Source organism: Streptomyces sp. E-08 (assembly GCF_049913095.1).
Classification (GTDB): Bacteria; Actinomycetota; Actinomycetes; order Streptomycetales; family Streptomycetaceae; genus Streptomyces.
The window spans coordinates 4,184,202-4,200,444 of the sequence record NZ_CP183971.1 but is presented as its reverse complement, the minus strand read 5'-3'; the positions used below and the strand labels follow the sequence as shown (position 1 = coordinate 4,200,444).

Annotated in this window: 16 protein-coding genes; 5 read left to right on the top strand and 11 right to left on the bottom strand. The window is 72.6% G+C overall.

Annotated features, from left to right (window positions below; genetic code table 11):
• Nucleotides 1-3 precede the first annotated feature (3 nt).
• Nucleotides 4-831, bottom strand: a complete 828-nt coding sequence (locus ACN9MM_RS19255) for a maleylpyruvate isomerase family mycothiol-dependent enzyme (protein ID WP_426364788.1) — start codon at nt 829-831, stop codon at nt 4-6.
• A 155-nt stretch (nt 832-986) separates the two neighbouring features.
• Between ACN9MM_RS19255 and ACN9MM_RS19250 the strand changes: the two genes are divergently transcribed.
• Nucleotides 987-1,790: a carbon-nitrogen family hydrolase gene (locus ACN9MM_RS19250; protein WP_426364787.1), complete on the top strand. Its 804-nt coding sequence runs from the start codon at nt 987-989 to the stop codon at nt 1,788-1,790.
• A gap of 461 nt (nt 1,791-2,251) precedes the next feature.
• Here ACN9MM_RS19250 and ACN9MM_RS19245 read toward each other — a convergent pair whose 3' ends face one another.
• The 4 genes from ACN9MM_RS19245 to ACN9MM_RS19230 all read right to left on the bottom strand — a co-directional run bounded on the left by ACN9MM_RS19245 (nt 2,252) and on the right by ACN9MM_RS19230 (nt 5,350).
• The gene (locus ACN9MM_RS19245) at nt 2,252-2,440 is read right to left on the bottom strand and encodes a hypothetical protein (protein WP_426364786.1); all 189 of its coding nucleotides are present in this window, start codon (nt 2,438-2,440) and stop codon (nt 2,252-2,254) included.
• 58 nt (nt 2,441-2,498) lie between these two features.
• Entirely contained in the window at nt 2,499-3,107 is a 609-nt protein-coding gene (locus ACN9MM_RS19240; protein ID WP_426364785.1) for a hypothetical protein, read from the bottom strand.
• 184 nt (nt 3,108-3,291) lie between these two features.
• On the bottom strand, nt 3,292-3,726 hold the full coding sequence (locus tag ACN9MM_RS19235) for a hypothetical protein (RefSeq protein ID WP_426364784.1): 435 nt from the start codon (nt 3,724-3,726) through the stop codon (nt 3,292-3,294).
• Between the two features lie 82 nt (nt 3,727-3,808).
• Nucleotides 3,809-5,350 carry a PLP-dependent aminotransferase family protein gene (locus ACN9MM_RS19230; RefSeq protein ID WP_426364783.1) on the bottom strand — a complete coding sequence of 514 codons (1,542 nt, stop codon included), beginning with the start codon at nt 5,348-5,350 and terminating at the stop codon, nt 3,809-3,811.
• A 63-nt stretch (nt 5,351-5,413) separates the two neighbouring features.
• Here ACN9MM_RS19230 and ACN9MM_RS19225 point away from each other — a divergent pair, with 63 nt between their 5' ends.
• On the top strand, nt 5,414-6,598 hold the full coding sequence (locus ACN9MM_RS19225; protein ID WP_426364782.1) for a trans-sulfuration enzyme family protein: 1,185 nt from the start codon (nt 5,414-5,416) through the stop codon (nt 6,596-6,598).
• 80 nt (nt 6,599-6,678) lie between these two features.
• Here the strand turns inward: ACN9MM_RS19225 and ACN9MM_RS19220 are convergent, their stop codons facing one another.
• Genes ACN9MM_RS19220 through ACN9MM_RS19210 form a run of 3 tightly spaced genes read right to left on the bottom strand, consistent with a single transcriptional unit; the run spans nt 6,679 to nt 9,361 of the window.
• The gene (locus ACN9MM_RS19220; RefSeq protein WP_426364781.1) at nt 6,679-7,170 is read right to left on the bottom strand and encodes an LURP-one-related/scramblase family protein; all 492 of its coding nucleotides are present in this window, start codon (nt 7,168-7,170) and stop codon (nt 6,679-6,681) included.
• Nucleotides 7,171-7,202: 32 nt separating this feature from the next.
• Nucleotides 7,203-7,952 carry a DUF4239 domain-containing protein gene (locus ACN9MM_RS19215; protein ID WP_426364780.1) on the bottom strand — a complete coding sequence of 250 codons (750 nt, stop codon included), beginning with the start codon at nt 7,950-7,952 and terminating at the stop codon, nt 7,203-7,205.
• Nucleotides 7,953-7,954: 2 nt separating this feature from the next.
• Nucleotides 7,955-9,361: a DUF7507 domain-containing protein gene (locus tag ACN9MM_RS19210; RefSeq protein WP_426364779.1), complete on the bottom strand. Its 1,407-nt coding sequence runs from the start codon at nt 9,359-9,361 to the stop codon at nt 7,955-7,957.
• A gap of 220 nt (nt 9,362-9,581) precedes the next feature.
• On the opposite strand from ACN9MM_RS19210, the gene ACN9MM_RS19205 reads away from it, so the two are divergent.
• Genes ACN9MM_RS19205 through ACN9MM_RS19195 form a run of 3 tightly spaced genes read left to right on the top strand, consistent with a single transcriptional unit; the run spans nt 9,582 to nt 12,320 of the window.
• Nucleotides 9,582-9,914 (top strand): recombinase family protein, encoded by a 333-nt coding sequence (locus tag ACN9MM_RS19205; protein WP_426364778.1) that lies wholly within the window; start codon nt 9,582-9,584, stop codon nt 9,912-9,914.
• On the top strand, nt 9,911-10,486 hold the full coding sequence (locus ACN9MM_RS19200) for a zinc ribbon domain-containing protein (RefSeq protein WP_426364777.1): 576 nt from the start codon (nt 9,911-9,913) through the stop codon (nt 10,484-10,486). Before ACN9MM_RS19205 ends, ACN9MM_RS19200 begins: the two co-directional genes overlap by 4 nt.
• A gap of 34 nt (nt 10,487-10,520) precedes the next feature.
• Nucleotides 10,521-12,320: an NHL domain-containing thioredoxin family protein gene (locus ACN9MM_RS19195; RefSeq protein ID WP_426364776.1), complete on the top strand. Its 1,800-nt coding sequence runs from the start codon at nt 10,521-10,523 to the stop codon at nt 12,318-12,320.
• Between the two features lie 3 nt (nt 12,321-12,323).
• On the opposite strand, the gene ACN9MM_RS19190 is transcribed toward ACN9MM_RS19195, so the two are convergent.
• The 3 genes from ACN9MM_RS19190 to ACN9MM_RS19180 form a co-directional block, all read right to left on the bottom strand.
• Nucleotides 12,324-12,668 carry a hypothetical protein gene (locus tag ACN9MM_RS19190; RefSeq protein WP_426364775.1) on the bottom strand — a complete coding sequence of 115 codons (345 nt, stop codon included), beginning with the start codon at nt 12,666-12,668 and terminating at the stop codon, nt 12,324-12,326.
• 53 nt (nt 12,669-12,721) lie between these two features.
• Entirely contained in the window at nt 12,722-14,029 is a 1,308-nt protein-coding gene (locus ACN9MM_RS19185; protein WP_426364774.1) for a M18 family aminopeptidase, read from the bottom strand.
• 129 nt (nt 14,030-14,158) lie between these two features.
• Nucleotides 14,159-15,988 carry an acyl-CoA dehydrogenase gene (locus ACN9MM_RS19180; RefSeq protein WP_426364773.1) on the bottom strand — a complete coding sequence of 610 codons (1,830 nt, stop codon included), beginning with the start codon at nt 15,986-15,988 and terminating at the stop codon, nt 14,159-14,161.
• Nucleotides 15,989-16,243: the final 255 nt, after the last annotated feature.

Below are 16,243 nucleotides of genomic sequence, written 5' to 3'. Positions count from 1 at the left end.
GATCTATCGGGGCGTCACCGCGAAGTTGTCCAGGATCGCCGCGGCGAGGTCCGCGTCGCCCTCGGTCTTGACCCGGTCGACCACCTCGGCCGGCCGGGCCCGGCCACAGGCCAGGCGCACGAACGTCTCCCAGTCCGTCGCCAGCGTCACCGCGGGGCCCAGGGACGGCGCGCCGTCGATCGAACCACGGCCCTCCGCGTCCACCCGTACCGTCCGCAGGAACTCCACCGGGCCCGTCACGTCCAGCACGACCGCCGAGGACGCGGGCGCCCCCGCGTCCTTCGCGACGACGTCCGGCAGCGCCTCCAGGAGCACGTCCCGGGTCACCAGCGCACCCGCCGAGTCCAGGTTCCCCGGCACCCCCAGCGCCGCCCGCAGGTCCTGCTCGTGCACCCACACGTCGAAGGCCCGGTCCCGGTAGGCCAGTTCGAGGGGCTGCTCGGCGCCCAGGGGAGCGCGGATCAGATGCTCGGGGGAGCGGTTCTCGTTGCGGAGCTGACGGGCCCGCCGGATCAGGATGTACTCCAGCTCCGAGGTCATCTCCGGGGAGGTGTGGTGCCGCCGCACATCGACCTGGACCTCCATGTACCGGGCGAAGTCACTGCGCACGTGGTAGAGGTCGCGGGGCAGGGAGTGGATCGGCCGCGGATCGCCGAGCATCTCGGTCTCCATGCCGATCACGTGGGAGACGATGTCCCGCACCGACCAGCCGACGCACGGCGTCGGCCGGTTCCATTCGCCCTCCACGAGCGGCTGCACCAGCTCGGCTATCGCTTCGATGGAGTGGGTCCAGGCGTCGGCGTAGTTCTGGAGGCTGGGATGGACGGTCACGGGACCCCTCGGCGGTTCTTCGGTGCGCGGGCTGAAAACACGACTGGGTGGGAGGCTCGGACGCTAAGTTACGCTGCCCGAAGGCACCCCGGCAGTGCTTTCGTGTGACGATCGTAGGCCTGTGTTGACGGCTCGAATGCCAGGACGGTGGTAGTGTGCGCGCCTCGCTGATCCAGATCGCGGTAGACCCGGACGAACCGGTCGACGCCCGACGCGCCCGCGCGGCGCGCCTCGTACGGGAGGAATCCGGCCACGCCGACCTCGTCGTCCTGCCGGAACTGTGGACCGTCGGCGCCTTCGCGTCCGACCTCTTCGCCGCCGAGTCCGAGCCGCTGAACGGCCCCACCCACCGGGCGATGGCGGCCGCGGCCCGCGACGCCGGCGTCTGGCTGCACGCCGGCTCCTTCGTCGAGGCCGAGGGCGGCGCCCTGTACAACACCTCGCTCGTCCTCTCCCCCGACGGCGAACTCGTCGCCTCCTACCGGAAGATCCACCGCTTCGGCTTCGACAAGGGCGAGGCCGTGATGATGGCCGCCGGCGAGGACCTCGTCACCGTCGACCTGCCGCACCTCACGGTCGGCGTCGGCACCTGCTACGACCTCCGCTTCCCCGAACTCTTCCGCGGGCTCGTCGACGCGGGCGCCCAGGCCTTCGTCGTCCCGGCCGGCTGGCCCGCCCTCCGCCGCGCCCACTGGACCCTCCTCGCCCGGGCGCGGGCCGTCGAGAACCAGGCGTACGTCCTGGCCTGCGGCACCGCCGGCACGCACGCGGGCGTGGAGCAGGCCGGGCACTCGATCGTCGTGGACCCCTGGGGCGAGACCCTCGCGGAGGCCGGCCCCGACGAGGAGATCCTGCGGGTCGTCCTCGACCCGGAGAAGGTCCGCACGACCCGGGAACAGTTCCCGGCGCTCAAGGACCGGGTACTGGGCATCGCGCCGCCGGCCGCCCGCCGCGCCTGACCCCCCGCCCGCGGGGAGGCCGCCCGGGCCGCGTGAACCTCGCCAGGAAACGCCCTGCCAGGACCCGTCTCGCCAGGCCGCCGTCATCCGCCACTGGGAGCGGATCTCCACGATGAGGTCCGCGAGGCGGTCGGCGGTCCCGGCGCCGCCCGCCGCGCCCAGCGCCTCCGCGACCAGGGCGCGCTCGTCCGCTCCGGGGGCCGAGGAGGCCTTCTCAAGGGCCGCGAGCCCCGCCTCCAGGACGCCCACCGTCGTCTCGACGACCTCCTCGTCCGCCGCGCCGCCCGACTGGCGCAGGGCCACCAGGTCGGCGAGCGTCCACACCACGGTCCTCGGCTCCACGAGCCGGTACTCGGCCTCCTCCTGGCCCGGCCAGGTCTCGTGGCAGACCACGTGCTCGTCGCCGATCAGCAGCCCGTGGTGGAGGGTGCCCTGCCGGCCGCCGGCCTCCAGGGAGACGATCACGGAGTCAGCGGCAGGAGGAGGGCGGACAGCAGCCCCGCCCCGTCGGCGAGCCCGGCGTCCCGCAGCCGTGCCGCCGCCGGCTCCATGGACTCCGGCACCGGCTGACCGGTCGCCATCCGGTCGAGGACGAAGACGTCGTCGTCGCTCAGCCGGAAGCGGGATCGGGTCACGTCGAAGGAAGGCATCTCACGCTCGATCGTCAGTGGTCAGTACTGGGACTCGGTCCAGCTCGATCGTCAGTGGTCAGTACTGGGACTCGGTCCAGAAATGGGTCACGCGGGAGAGCCCGGCCCTCACCGCGCCGAGCTGCGTCAGGGTGGAGCGGTCGACGCCCGCGAAGATCAGGGCGAGGGCCAGGTCGCCGCCCTCGGCACGCCCGTCGACGTGCACGGAGAGCCTGCGCTTCCTGCCGCGCCCGCCCTCGCGGACGGTGATCCGCACGCCGGGGTCCTCGTCGTCCGCGGCGCGGCTCAGGACGTAGCCGTGCTTGTCGAGGGCCGCGAGCCGGTAGTGGTCGCCCGCGTACCGCATCTCCAGGGCGCGCTGCTCCAGCGTGGCGCCGAACCGGTTCCGCGTCACGTACACCATCCGGTCGCCGACCCGCAGCGTGGACCGGTTGAGGCCCGGCAGCCGCATCCCCTCGACGTGCATCCCGCGCGCCTCGAAGGAGGCGGTCGGGAGCTGCCCGCCGCGCACCTCCGAGACGAGCGACTCGGGAGAGGTACGGGGGAGGGGGCAGGTCAGCGTGATCTCGCCGAACTCCGGCGAGACCCCCTTCCAGCCGGCGCGGTGGTCGTGCCGGTTCCCCTCCTTCCACGCCTGAAGGTCGAACGGCGTGACGTGGCTGTGCATGTCTTTCCAGCTCCTGCTCAGTCGAAGGGGTTCAGCGCGCTGCCGAGCTTCTTCGCACCGTCCTCGATCCCGCTCCCGACGTCGGACGCCCGGTCGCCGATCCAGTCCCCGCCTGTCGGCGGTGGTGGCGAGCTCGCCCAGGTCGGTCGTCATGATCCCGGAGTACGTCAGCACGATGGGCCCCTCAGTACCGCTCGATGCCGGAGACCGGCCGGACCCCGGCGATCCGGGCACGGGTGTCGAGTTCCTGCCCGCCGAACGACAGCGCCGTGCCGCGCAGGGCGGTCTTCTCGGAGGCGAGCCGGGCGAGGAGCGTCCTGACCTGCTGGTCCCAGGTGGTCTCGACTGTCTTCAGGCCCTCGGCGGTCGCCCAGCCGGAGAAGCCGCCGACCGACGCCGTGGTGGCCTCGTCCGCCCACGTGGCGGCCTTGCCGGTGTTCGGCTCCAGCTCGGTCTCGATCGTGTTCGCCGCGGCCTTCTTCTTTGCTGGTGCGGTGGCGAGGTCGGGTGATCCGCCCGCCGCTCCGCCACCGCCGTCGAGCTGGTTCAACCGCATGCCGACGGGGGCCTGTTCCGTTGCGTCGGACCGTATGCCGGCCCACTCGTGGTCAAAGCCCATGTCGCAGTGCCCCCATGAAAGAATGTTTCATCACTTTGCAGGTGCACGGTATGTTTCCCCGGCGCCCGGGTGGGGCGCAAGGTCAGACGGCGATTCCCCGGAGGAACGCCCGGCCCGTCCCGATACGTGTTTCCGCCCCCGTCCCGACGGGTGATGCGGCCCCCCTGCCGATGTCTGATTCCGCCGCCCTGCCCTGCTCCGCCCCCTTGCCGTACTCCGCCCACGCGGCCGCCAGTCTCCGCACCGCCTCCGTGAGCACCTCGGGGGCCGCCAGGAAGTGCAGCCGCAGATGACGCAGGCTGCCGCCGAGCGCGTCGGTCGTGGCGCCCGGGAGGACGGCCACCCCGTGGCGCAGGGCGAGTTGCGCGAAGGACACGCCGTCGCCGTGCGGGAGCCGCACCCACAGCGTCTGCCCGCCGGCCGCCGGAGCGCAGGACCACGACGGCAGCAGCCGCGCCAGCTCGGCCCGCAGGTGGTCGTGGCCCGCGCGGGCCGCCCGCAGCCGGGCCTCGAGGACCGGCGCGTAGGCGTCGAGCAGCCGGACCGCCACCAGCTGGGACGGCACGTCACTGCCCAGGTCGTGCAGGGCCTTCAGCCGGGCGAGGCGGGCGACCAGCGGCGCCGGTCCGCGCACCCAGCCGATCCGCAGCCCGCCCCACACCGCCTTGCTCAGCGACCCGACGCCGATTACCTCGCCGTACGAGGAGAGCGGCGGCCCGCAGGCGTCCGCGTCGAAGGCCAGGTCGGCCAGGACCTCGTCGTCCACGAGCGGCACGCCCAGCGCGTTCGCCGCCTCGACGAGCCGCCGCCCGGCGAGCGGCGGCAGCACCGCGCCCGTCGGGTTCTGGAACCGGCCGATCACATAGGCCAGGGCCGGACGGTGACGCTCCATCACCCGCACCGCCTCCGCCACGTCGACCCCGTCCGGCCCCACCGCCACAGGCAGCGGCACGGCCGCCGCCTCCCGGAACAGATCCAGCGCCCCCGGATACGTCGGCGCCTCCACGAGCACCCCGTCCCCGGGCGCGAGCAGCAGCCGCGCCAGCAGCGAAAGGCCCTGCTGGGCGCCGGTGGTGACCAGGATCTGCGCCGGCCCGGTCGGCACGCCCCGCGCCGCGTACCGCGCCGCGACCGCCTCGCGCAGTGCCCCGATCCCCGCCGGGTGGTAGCCGAGGTCACCGTCCGGCAGCGCGAGCGAGCGGTACGCCTCCGCCAGCTCGGCCGGCGGCCGGTCCGGGGCCGCGCAGCTCAGGAGGATCACGTCGTCCGGCGCCTCCAGGAGGTGCAGGAAGAGCGGGTTCGAGGTCTCCTTCACCCGCGGCACGTCCAGGGACAGGGCCGCCGCCACCCGCGTCCCGCTGCCCTGGCGCCGCACCAGCCGCCCCTCCTGCCGGAGCGTGTCGTACGCGGCGACCACCGTCGTACGCCCCACGGCCAGGGCCGCCGCGAGCCGCCGGTCCGGCGGCAGGAGCGCGCCCGGCGGCAGCGCACCCTCGTCGATCAGCCCGCGCAGCCGGGAGGCGAGCAGCAGGTACAGCGGCCCGCGCCCGGCGGACCAGCGGCCGAGACGGGCGACCAGGTCGTCGGGGGCGGAAGGGGACGCAGACGCTTCGATTGGCTCCATCGCCGAACCAATCTGCCGGTATTGGACCTGTGAAGACAACCGGCGGCTCCCGAGACTGAGTTCATGAACGACTCCCCGCGCCCCGAGACCCTCGCCGTCCACCCTCCCCACGTCGAGATCACCGGCAGCAGGCCCCTCGGGGTCCCCCTCCACCAGGGGCACGTCTTCGCCTTCGACTCGGCCGACGCCCTCGCCGAGGGCTTCACCTCGCCCGACGCCTTCATGTACGCCCGCCACGGCAACCCCACGGTCCGCACCCTGGAGGACGCCGTCGCCCGCCTGGAGGGCGGCACCGCCGCCCGGTCGTTCGCCTCCGGCATGGGCGCGATCAACGCCGTCCTCCTCGGCCTCCTCGGCAGCGGCGACCACGTCGTCGCCCAGACCTGCCTGTACGGCGGCACGTACGCGGTCCTCACCGACCTCGCCGCCCGCTGGGGCGTCGACGTCACGTACGTCTCCGGCACCGACCCGGACGAGGTGCGGGCCGCCCTGCGCCCCGAGACCCGGCTCCTCTACCTGGAGACCATCGCCAACCCCACCACCCGCGTCGCCGACATCCCCGCGCTCGCCGCCGTCGCCGCCGAGGCCGGGATCCCCGTCGCCGTCGACAACACCTTCGCCTCCCCGCTGCTGTGCCGCCCCCTCGACCACGGCGCCGACATCGTCGTCCACTCCGCCACCAAGTACCTCGCCGGGCACGCGGACGTCCTCGGCGGCATCGCCGTCTTCAAGGACCGCGAGCTGTTCGGCAGGGTCCGCCGCCACTCCGTCGAACAGGGCGCGTCCACCGACCCGTTCGCCGCCTGGCTCACCCTGCGCGGCATGCAGACCCTGTCCCTGCGCATGGAACGCCAGTGCGCGAGCGCCGCCGAGCTCGCCGCACGGCTCGAAGCGCACCCCGCGGTCGAGGCCGTCCGCCACCCCTCCCTCGCGAGCCACCCGGACCGGGCGATCGCCGCGCGCCTGCTGCCCGGCGGGGGCGGCGGCGTGATCTCGCTCGACCTCGCCGGCGGGCGGGAGGCGGGCCGCGCCTTCGTCGAGGCCGTACGGCTCGCCTCCCTCAGCGTCTCCCTCGGTGACGTGAAGACGCTGGTGATGCACCCGGCGTCCACCTCCCACCACCAGCTGGACGCGGCGGCACTCGCGGCGGCCGGCATCGGCGCCGGCACGGTCCGGCTCTCGGTCGGCATCGAGCACGTCGAGGACCTGTGGACGGACCTGGAGCAGGCCCTGACGAAGGCCGGCTAGCCCACCCCTAGGCCCTGTCGTCAAACTCCCGTCGTCGCCCGAATGGCGTCGCGGGGCAGGCGGGAGTTTGACGACAGGGCCTAGTCCTCCCGCTCCCGCTCGGCCATCCGGATGACGCACACCGCGACCGCGATCTGCAGCGCCGCGTCCGCGTCCTCGCGCACCACGTTCACCGCGTACGTCTCACGGACGTGGAACCACCGCCGCGAGATGTGGGCCAGGAGCTCGCCCTCGTACTCGACGGTGAACTCCCGGTCCAGGATCCGGCCGCTGACGTCCAGCTCGGTGCCGTCGACGAGCGTCACCCGGTAGTGGTTGCGGAGCAGGGAGAGCCGCTTGCGGCGGACCGTCGCGAGCGGCCGCTCGTCCCGCTCGATCGTCATCGCGTCCCGGAGGCTGAACATCTTCTGCCGCAGGGTCACGAGGACGTGGCCGTCGGGGTCCTTCAGCTCCAGGGTGTCGCGCAGCCGCAGCGCCTTGCCGTCGACGAGGAAGGCGTGGCGGCCCCGCTCGTCCTCGATCCAGTAGTCGTCGCCGATCGCGAAGATCTTGTCCCGTACGAGATATTTCACGGACCCATGCCTGCCCCGCCCGCCGGGGCTTCTCACCCGAAGTACCGGGTGAACGCGTCCGGAGTCGCCCCGAGCACCCCCCCGAACGGCGAGTCCAGCTGATGGATCAGCAGCACGGTGAAGGCGATGAACCCGGACAGACCCATCACCATCACCACGTGCGTCGTACTCCTCTTGATCCCGAAGAGGAACATGAACGCCAGCGTCAGCGCGCCGCCGATCAGCAGCCCGGTCCACAGCACCGGGGAGAGCCGCTCCTGCGCCGCCGCCTCCCGGCCCCGCCGCGCGTCGTCGACGTAGCCGAGCTGGGCCAGCACCTCCTGGGCCGCGATCTGCTCCGGCACCCTGGCCGAGTCGCCCACCTCGCCCGCCTTCCGGAGCTGTGCGAGCAGGGTCCAGCCGGACGGGTCGAGCGGCTCCCGCTCCGCCATCGCCGGCCATTCGACGCCGACGACGTGATCGGCGTACGTACGGGCCGCGTTCCGCAGCGGCTGCCTCTGGGCGGCGGGGAGCGCGTCGGCGAGCAGGTACGTCTGGTGCAGCGCGCTCGCCTCGGCCTGGACGTTGTCGGCGGCGTCGGACCTGGTGTCCCAGACGGACACCAGGCAGAGTCCGAGCACCACCGCGTACAGGACGGACACCATCATGGCGATGTACTCGGCGACGTCCTCGCGCGGCTCCTCGTCCTCGCCGACCGGGAAGAGCCTGGTCTTGGCGACGACGGCGAGAGCGGCGACGAGCGCGACGCCGAGGACGACGACGAGCGTCTCGAACAGGTCCACGGTCAGTTCCCCCGGTTGCCGAGGAGGGCGGCCGCGACGGCCGCCGGGATCAGGAGCAGCAGCAGCATCGCCACCACCCCGAACTCCCGTGCCTCCCGAGCCCGCCGCTGCACCCGCCCGAGGAACCCCTCGTCGCCCCGCGCGGCGGCGGCGACCCGCTGCCGACCGTCAGCGGCCCCGTCCGGGACGGTGTGAGGCCGGGGTACGGACACGGCGGCGGGATCGGTGGTACGGGGCGGGGCGGGGGACGACGTCCGGGGTACGGCGGAACCCCCGGGCACGGAGGCAGCGACCCCCGCCGCACCGAGAGCGCCGTCGGAGCCTGAGGTACCTGAGGTCGCTGAGACCTCTGATGCCCCTGATGCCCCTGAAGCGCGGGCACTGGCGGACCCCCCGGCGCTCCCGGAGGGCCCGGCGCTCCCGGACCCCCCGGCACTCCCGGAGGCCCCGGCCACCCCTCCGGCACCACTGGCCCCCGCGGCGGCCCCAGGCGCCGCCCCACCCCCACCAGGACCAGAACCACCCCCTGAACTCCCGCCCACTCCACCAGCCCCACCCGCACCGGGCACCCCACTCCCGCCACCCACCCCCGAGGCGGTCGGCGACGCGATGGTGAAGGCGGCGGAGGAGCGCGCGGTGAGGGCCGGGGCGGGGACGAGGACGCCCGCCGCGTCGTAGGTCGGGACGCGGTCGCTGCCGGTGGCGAGCCCGGTGCTCCGGTGCGTGCCCGGCGGGCGCAGGACGGTGGCCGTGCAGCGGGCCGAGGCGCCGGGGGCGAGGAGGGCGAGGGTCCCGGTGCCCGCGCCGCAGTCGACGGCGCCGGGCCCGAGCCGCAGGGCGGGGTCCTCGACGCGGACGGCACGGACAGGCTGGTTGCCCCGGTTGGTCACGGTGTAGGTGACGGTCGCGGTCCCGTCGGGGGCGGCGCCGACCGACCGCCCGGCCCGGCCGGCTCCGCGGCCACCGAGCGAGACGCGTTCGGTGAGGCCGAGGGAGCCCGAGACCCCGGAGTACCCGGAACGGGCGGTCGCGGCGACGGTCCGCCCCAGCGAGGGGATGTCGCCCTCGGCGCGCGCGGTGTCGAGATGGACCCCGGGCAGCGCGGTGAACCGGGCGACGCACTCCATCTCCCCGAGCGCGGCGAGCGGCTCGCCGGGGCACCGTAAGGCCCCGCCGGGCACGCCGGGGTCGAGGATCCGTACGGCGTACAGATGGGCCTCGCCGTGGTTCACCAGCCGGTACCGCTTCTCGACCGGCGCCCCGGCCCGCACGGCCGTGGGCCGCGCCGCGCCGTCGGGCCGTCCGTTGACGGTCACGGTCATGCGCAGCGCCCCGTCACCGGCCCCACCGGCCCATGCGACGGCGCCGGGGAGCAGGAGCAGCACCACCACGAGCAGCGCACCGCTCACCCGAAGGCGGTAATGGTCCGATGATCTGCCCGCACGCGTCATGCGCCCCATGCCACCGCCCGCCCCGCCCCCACCCCCACCCAGGACACGCCCACTCCCCCCACCCGGCCCCTACTTTCCACCCGTACGGCACCCCCCCCAAATCGCAGGAAACACGGATCTGTCCGCTGTTTCAGGAAGAACCGCGACAGGTGCAGAAACCCTTCACGACTCTGAGCGCATGCATCAGGAGACGACCTGCGACCTGTACCTGCGCCTGTCCCTCGAACGGGACGGCAAGACCGCGATCGAACGTCAGGAGGCCGACTGCCGTGCCTGGGCCGAGCGCAACGGCCTGACCGTCCGCAAGGTCCACGTGGACCGGGGACGCTCCGGATACAAGGCCGTCGAGCGCAAGGGTTTCGCCGCCGCGCTGGCCTCGGGCAGCGTGTCGGCAGCGCGAAGAGGCACCTCCGGCAGAGGGGGCAGTGGATCGGCGGGCAGGCGGACGGATCACGGAAGTACACGAATCGTGTCTCCCCGTACCGGGACCCGCAGACGCTGGAGACCGTGAGCATCGGCGAAGGGATCATCACCATCGACGAACGCGAATTCATCCTCCGCAGCCTCGAAGCGCGTACCTTCCCGTCGGCAGGCAAGCGCCACGGTCGCACACAGGGCATGTGCCTGCTCACGGGCATCGCACGCTGCGGGTACTGCGGGTCCCGGATGAGCAAGGAAGGTACGTCGTACCAGTGCTCCAAGCACCGCATGGGGCGCGGCTGCGCCGGAGTCTCCGCACGGGTGGAGAGCATCCTGCGGGGTGAGTTCGACGGTCCGGCCGCCGTCGAGCGCTACGGCGAGCTCACCGGGCGGCTCGGTCGCCGTATCGACGGCCTGCGCGCCGATCTGCTGCGGATGCCTCTGCCCTCCGTCGACGTCTCCACCTTCCTGGAGGACCGCCTTCTCTGTGGTGCCCGGGAAGCCGACGGCGTCACGGGCAGGCGGGACCTCCTCGGTCTTGCGATCGACCGCGACGAGGTCCGGCGCGGAAGAGTCGGGGTGAGGTTCACCGGCGAAGAACGCTGCCGCATCGGCTGGGCCGCGGAAAGCGACGCAGCGGGACAGCCGGTGCCGCAGCCGTGACCGGGCGCCCGTGTCCGGATGGCAAGCTTGAACCATGAACGATGCCGTCCCGGCGCCCACCCCCGCGCCCCGCCGCCCCCGTGTCCGCGCCCCCGAGCTGATCGGCAAGGGGGGATGGCTCAACACCGGTGGCAAGGATCTGAAGCTGGCTGATTTCCGAGGTCGTGTATTGATCTTGGATTTTTGGACATTTTGCTGCATCAACTGCCTGCACGTCCTCGACGAGCTGCGGGACCTGGAGGAGAAGCACCGGGACACGCTCGTGATCGTCGGGGTGCATTCGCCGAAGTTCGTGCACGAGGCCGAGCACCAGGCCGTCGTCGACGCCGTCGAGCGGTACGAGGTGCACCACCCCGTCCTCGACGACCCGGAGCTCGCGACCTGGAAGCAGTACGCCGTGCGCGCGTGGCCGACGCTCGTCGTCATCGACCCCGAGGGGTACGTCGTCGCCCAGCACGCCGGTGAGGGGCACGCCAACGCCATCCGGACGCTCGTCGAGGAGCTGGAGGCCGAGCACGAGGCCAAGGGCACGCTGCGCCGTGGGGACGGGCCCTACGTGGCGCCCGAGCCCGTCGCGACCGATCTGCGCTTCCCCGGGAAGGCCGTCATCCTCCCCGACGGGCACTTCCTCGTCTCCGACACCACCCGGCACCAGCTCGTCGAGCTCGCCGAGGACGGGGAGACCGTCGTGCGGCGGATCGGCGAGGGGGTCTTCCGGGAGCCGCAGGGCCTCGCGCTGCTGCCCGGCGGGAAGGTCGTCGTCGCCGACACCGTGAACCACGCGCTGCGGACGTACGACCCGGAGACCGGTGCGATCGAGCTCGTCGCCGGTACCGGGAAGCAGTGGTGGCAGGGGTCGGCGACCTCCGGTCCCGCGCTCGGCGTCGACCTGTCCTCGCCGTGGGACGTGGCCTGGTGGCAGGGCAAGGTGTGGATCGCCATGGCCGGTGTCCACCAGCTGTGGACGTACGACCCCGGGACGGGGACGGTGGAGGTCGCCGCCGGGACCACCAACGAGGGCCTCGTCGACGGCCCCGCCGCCGAGGCCTGGTTCGCGCAGCCCTCCGGGCTCGCCGCCACCGAGGACCGGCTGTGGATCGCCGACTCCGAGACCAGCGCGCTGCGCTGGATCGGCACGGACGGGGTCGTCCGCACCGCCGTCGGCACCGGGCTCTTCGACTTCGGGCACCGCGACGGCGCCGCCGACCAGGCCCTGCTCCAGCACCCGCTGGGCGTGACCGCCCTGCCCGACGGCTCGGTCGCCGTCTCCGACACGTACAACCACGCCCTGCGCCGCTACGACCCCGCCACCGGCGAGGTCACCACGCTCGCCACCGATCTGCGCGAGCCCAGCGACGCGGTTCTCGTCGGCGGTGACATCGTCGTCGTCGAGTCGGCGCGGCACCGGCTGACCCGGCTGCGGCTTCCCGAGGAGGCCGTCCAGGTCGAGTCCGCCGCCTACCGGACGCAGCGCGAGGCCACCGGCATCGCGCCGGGCCGGCTCCGGCTCGACGTCGTCTTCCAGGCGCCGACCGGGCAGAAGCTGGACGAGCGGTACGGCCCCTCGACCCGCCTCCTGGTCTCCTCGACCCCGCCGGAGCTGCTGCTCGGCGGCGAGGGCACCGGGACCGATCTCTTCCGCGAGCTCGACCTGAACCCGGACGTGACCGAGGGCGTGCTGCACGTCTCCGCGATGGCCGCGTCCTGCGACGACGACCCGGCCAACGAGTACCCGGCCTGCCACGTCCACCAGCAGGACTGGGGCGTCCCGGTGAAGGTCACGGCCGACGGCGTCGCCCGCCTGCCGCTGATCCTCGCCGGCATGGACGGCTAGGTCCTAGCGGACGATTCCCTGGTTCCTGGACGGGCGCCCCGCGGCCCCGTCCAGGCACCCTTCGACCCAGGCCGCCGGGTCGTGCACGGCCCGTTCGCCGCCCATCCCCTGCCGCTCCATGAGCGCGCACTCCCCGGCGAGCAGTGCCTTCGTGCGCGAGCCGTCGACGTCGTAGCCGCGGATCCGGGAGGCCTGCACGAACCCGCCCTCGTAGGCGATGTCCGTGCCCCATGGGGGCCGTTCGTGGTACCGGTCGATCAGGACGCCCGCCCCCGCCGTGCCCAGGAGCACGGCGACGGCGGTGACGGTGACGAACTTCCGCAGCGGCGGACCCTCATGACGGTGCATGGGGGCGACGCTGCCAGGCGGGACCTTTCGCGGATGTTTCGCGAGCGGGGAACTCAGCCCTCCAGGAAGGCGACCAGGGCGTTCGCGAGGAGGTACGGGTCGTCCGCGCCGCAGAGTTCGCGGGCGCTGTGCATCGAGAGGATCGCGACGCCGATGTCGACCGTCGAGATGCCGTGCCGGGCCGCGGTGATCGGGCCGATCGTGGTGCCGCAGGGCATGTCGTTGCTGGAGACGAAGGACTGCCACGGCACCCCCGCCTTCTCGCAGGCGGCGGCGAAGACCGCGCGGCCGCTGCCGTCGGTGGCGTACCGCTGGTTGACGTTCACCTTGAGGATCGGGCCGCCGTTGACGCGCGGGTGGTGCGTCGGGTCGTGGCGCTCGGCGTAGTTGGGGTGGACGGCGTGGCCGGTGTCGGAGGAGAGGCAGACGGTGCCGGCGAAGGCGCGGGCCCGGTCCTCGTAGGAGCCGCCGCGGGCGTAGACGGAGCGCTCCAGGACGTTGCCGAGGAGGGGGCCCTGGGCGCCGGTGTCGGCCTCGGAGCCGTTCTCCTCGTGGTCGAAGGCGGCGAGGACGGGGATGTACGGGAGGTCGTCGCGGTCCGCGAGGGAGGCGAGCGCGGCGGTGGCGGCGTGGACGGAGAGCAGGTTGTCCATGCGGGGTCCGGCGAGGAGTTCGCGGTCGCGGCCGAGGTAGGCGGGGGCGTCGACGGCGTGGACCATGAGGTCCCAGCCGGTGACGTCCTCGGCGTCGACGCCGGCCTCGGCGGCGACGAAGGAGATCAGGTCGCCCTCGTGGACCTCGCCGATGCCCCAGATGGGCTGCATGTGGCGCTGGCGGTCGAGCTTGAGGCCGTCGTTGACGCTGCGGTCGAGGTGGATGGCGAGCTGCGGGACGCGCAGCAGCGGCCGGTCGACGTTGACGAGGTGGTGGCTGCCGTCGCGGAGGGTGAGGCGGCCGGCGAGGCCGAGGTCGCGGTCGAGCCAGGTGTTGAGCAGGGTGCCGCCGTAGATCTCGACGGCGACCTGGCGCCAGCCCTGGGCGCCCATGTCGGGCCGCGGTTTCACGCGCAGGTTGGGGGAGTCGGTGTGCGCGCCGACGATGCGGTACGGGGTGTGGGCGGCGGCGCCTTCCGGCACGTACCAGGCGATGATCGCGCCGCCGCGGATCACGTACTTCCCGCCGCTGGTCCCGTCCCAGGCCGCGGTCTCCTCGACGCGGCGGAAGCCGACCTTCTCGAGCCGTGCGGCGGCGCTCGCCACCGCGTGGTACGGCGAGGGTGAGGCCGTCAGGAAGGCCATCAGGTCGTCGGTGTGGCCGCGGTCGAAGGGGCCGGCGGTGGGGCGGGAAGCTGCGCTGCTCATGGGTTCACCTTACGCAGGGACCGGAATCCGAATACGGGGCCCCGGAAATTGGTGATCACGGGCCTCGGGGCAGCAGAACGGCCCGCCCCCCTCCCCGGGGACGGGCCGTGCCTGCGGGACGTGGGCGTCTTAGAACGCGGCCTCGTCCAGGTCCATGAGCGAGCCGTCGACGGTGTCCGCGAGGGCGCGCTCGGCGGAGACGCCGGGCAGGATGTTGGCGGCGAAGAACTTCGCGGCCGCGATCTTGCCCTGGTAGAACGCGACGTCCTTGCCGGTGGCGCCGGCGGCGAGCTTCTCGGCGGCGACGGCGGCACCGCGGAGCAGCAGGTAGCCGACGACGACGTCGCCGGAGGCGAGCAGCAGGCGGGTGGTGTTGAGGCCGACCTTGTAGATGTTCTTGACGTCCTCGCCGGTGGCGGTGAGGTCGGTGATCATCTTGCCGACGATGCCCTCGAGGTCGACGGCGGCCTTGGCGAGCGAGTCGCGGGCGCCGGCCAGGTCCTCGCCGCCGGTGCCGACCGCGAGGAACTTCTTGATCTCCTCGGACAGCGCGTTCAGGGAGGCGCCCTGGTCGCGGACGATCTTGCGGAAGAAGAAGTCCTGGCCCTGGATGGCCGTGGTGCCCTCGTAGAGGGTGTCGATCTTGGCGTCCCGGATGTACTGCTCGATCGGGTACTCCTGCAGGAAGCCGGAGCCGCCGAAGGTCTGGAGCGACTGCGCGAGCTGCTCGTAGCCCTTCTCGGAGCCGTAGCCCTTCACGATGGGCAGGAGGAGGTCGTTCAGGCCGTGCAGGGCCTTGGCGTCCTCGCCGGCCGCTTCCGCGACCGCGATCGCGTCCTGCACGGAGGCCGTGTAGAGGACGAGGGAGCGCATGCCCTCGGCGTACGCCTTCTGCGTCATCAGCGAGCGGCGGACGTCGGGGTGGTGCGTGATGGTGACCTTGGGGGCGGCCTTGTCCATGAAGTTGGCCAGGTCGGTGCCCTGGACGCGCTCCTTGGCGTACTCCAGGGCGTTGAGGTAGCCCGTGGAGAGGGTGGAGATCGCCTTCGTGCCGACCATCATGCGGGCGAACTCGATGATGAGGAACATCTGGCGGATGCCGTCGTGCTTGTCGCCGATGAGCCAGCCCTTGGCGGGGTGCTGGTCGCCGAAGGTCATCTCGCAGGTGTTGGAGGCCTTGAGGCCCATCTTGTGCTCGACGTTGGTGGCGTAGACGCCGTTGCGCGCGCCCAGCTCGCCGGTCTCCCAGTCGAACTCGTACTTCGGGACGAGGAAGAGGCTCAGGCCCTTGGTGCCGGGGCCGGCGCCCTCGGGGCGGGCGAGGACGTAGTGGAGGATGTTCTCCTCCATGTCGTGCTCACCGGAGGTGATGAAGCGCTTGACGCCCTCGATGTGCCAGGAGCCGTCCTCCTGCTGGATGGCCTTGGTGCGGCCGGCGCCGACGTCCGAGCCCGCGTCGGGCTCGGTGAGGACCATGGTGGAGCCCCAGCGCTTCTCGACGGCGATCTGCGCGACCTTCTTCTGCGCCTCGTTGCCCTCGTTGTAGAGGATGCCGGCGAAGGCCGGGCCGGAGGAGTACATCCAGATGGCCGGGTTCGAGCCGAGGAGCAGCTCCGCGTAGGCCCAGATGAGGGAGCGCGGGGAGACGGTGCCGCCGATCTCCTCCGGGATGCCGAGGCGCCAGTACTCGGACTCCATGAAGGCGTTGTACGACTTCTTGAAGGTGGCCGGGACCGGGGCGGTGTTGGTCTCGGGGTCGAAGACCGGCGGGTTGCGGTCGGCGTCGGCGAAGGACTCCGCGAGCTCGTTCTCGGCGAGACGGCGGATCTCGTCGAGGATGCTCTTGGCGGTCTCGACGTCCATCTCCTCGAACGGACCGGTGCCGTAGACCTTGTCGCGGCCGAGGACCTCGAAGAGGTTGAACTCGATGTCGCGGAGATTCGACTTGTAGTGGCCCATGGCGACGGCTCCGTAAGGCTCGGGGAGGCAGGTTCCTCTGACACATACCAGCGAGTAGCAACACGCTCTCTCCGATGATGCTACCCACCGGTAATAAGAAGCAACCCCTATCCGGCCATCTGTGACGTCCGCGACGTCACTCTCCCGCGTCAAGACCCCGCGAGGGCTTGCCGACGGGAGGGTGAGAATCCGGGGCGGGTGGGGTGCGGCGCGTAACCGATCCGATACGTTCGGTCACGGAGCGTCCGGGAACCT

What these genes read in the sequence shown, in the direction of transcription:
- ACN9MM_RS19235 (WP_426364784.1), bottom strand. Translation starts at nt 3,726, where the DNA reads ATGGGCTTTGACCACGAGTGGGCCGGCATACGGTCCGACGCAACGGAA.
- ACN9MM_RS19190 (WP_426364775.1), bottom strand. Translation starts at nt 12,668, where the DNA reads ATGCACCGTCATGAGGGTCCGCCGCTGCGGAAGTTCGTCACCGTCACC.
- ACN9MM_RS19195 (WP_426364776.1), top strand. Translation starts at nt 10,521, where the DNA reads ATGAACGATGCCGTCCCGGCGCCCACCCCCGCGCCCCGCCGCCCCCGT.
- ACN9MM_RS19240 (WP_426364785.1), bottom strand. Translation starts at nt 3,107, where the DNA reads ATGCACAGCCACGTCACGCCGTTCGACCTTCAGGCGTGGAAGGAGGGG.
- ACN9MM_RS19185 (WP_426364774.1), bottom strand. Translation starts at nt 14,029, where the DNA reads ATGAGCAGCGCAGCTTCCCGCCCCACCGCCGGCCCCTTCGACCGCGGC.
- ACN9MM_RS19205 (WP_426364778.1), top strand. Translation starts at nt 9,582, where the DNA reads ATGCATCAGGAGACGACCTGCGACCTGTACCTGCGCCTGTCCCTCGAA.
- ACN9MM_RS19230 (WP_426364783.1), bottom strand. Translation starts at nt 5,350, where the DNA reads ATGGAGCCAATCGAAGCGTCTGCGTCCCCTTCCGCCCCCGACGACCTG.
- ACN9MM_RS19225 (WP_426364782.1), top strand. Translation starts at nt 5,414, where the DNA reads ATGAACGACTCCCCGCGCCCCGAGACCCTCGCCGTCCACCCTCCCCAC.
- ACN9MM_RS19245 (WP_426364786.1), bottom strand. Translation starts at nt 2,440, where the DNA reads ATGCCTTCCTTCGACGTGACCCGATCCCGCTTCCGGCTGAGCGACGAC.
- ACN9MM_RS19180 (WP_426364773.1), bottom strand. Translation starts at nt 15,988, where the DNA reads ATGGGCCACTACAAGTCGAATCTCCGCGACATCGAGTTCAACCTCTTC.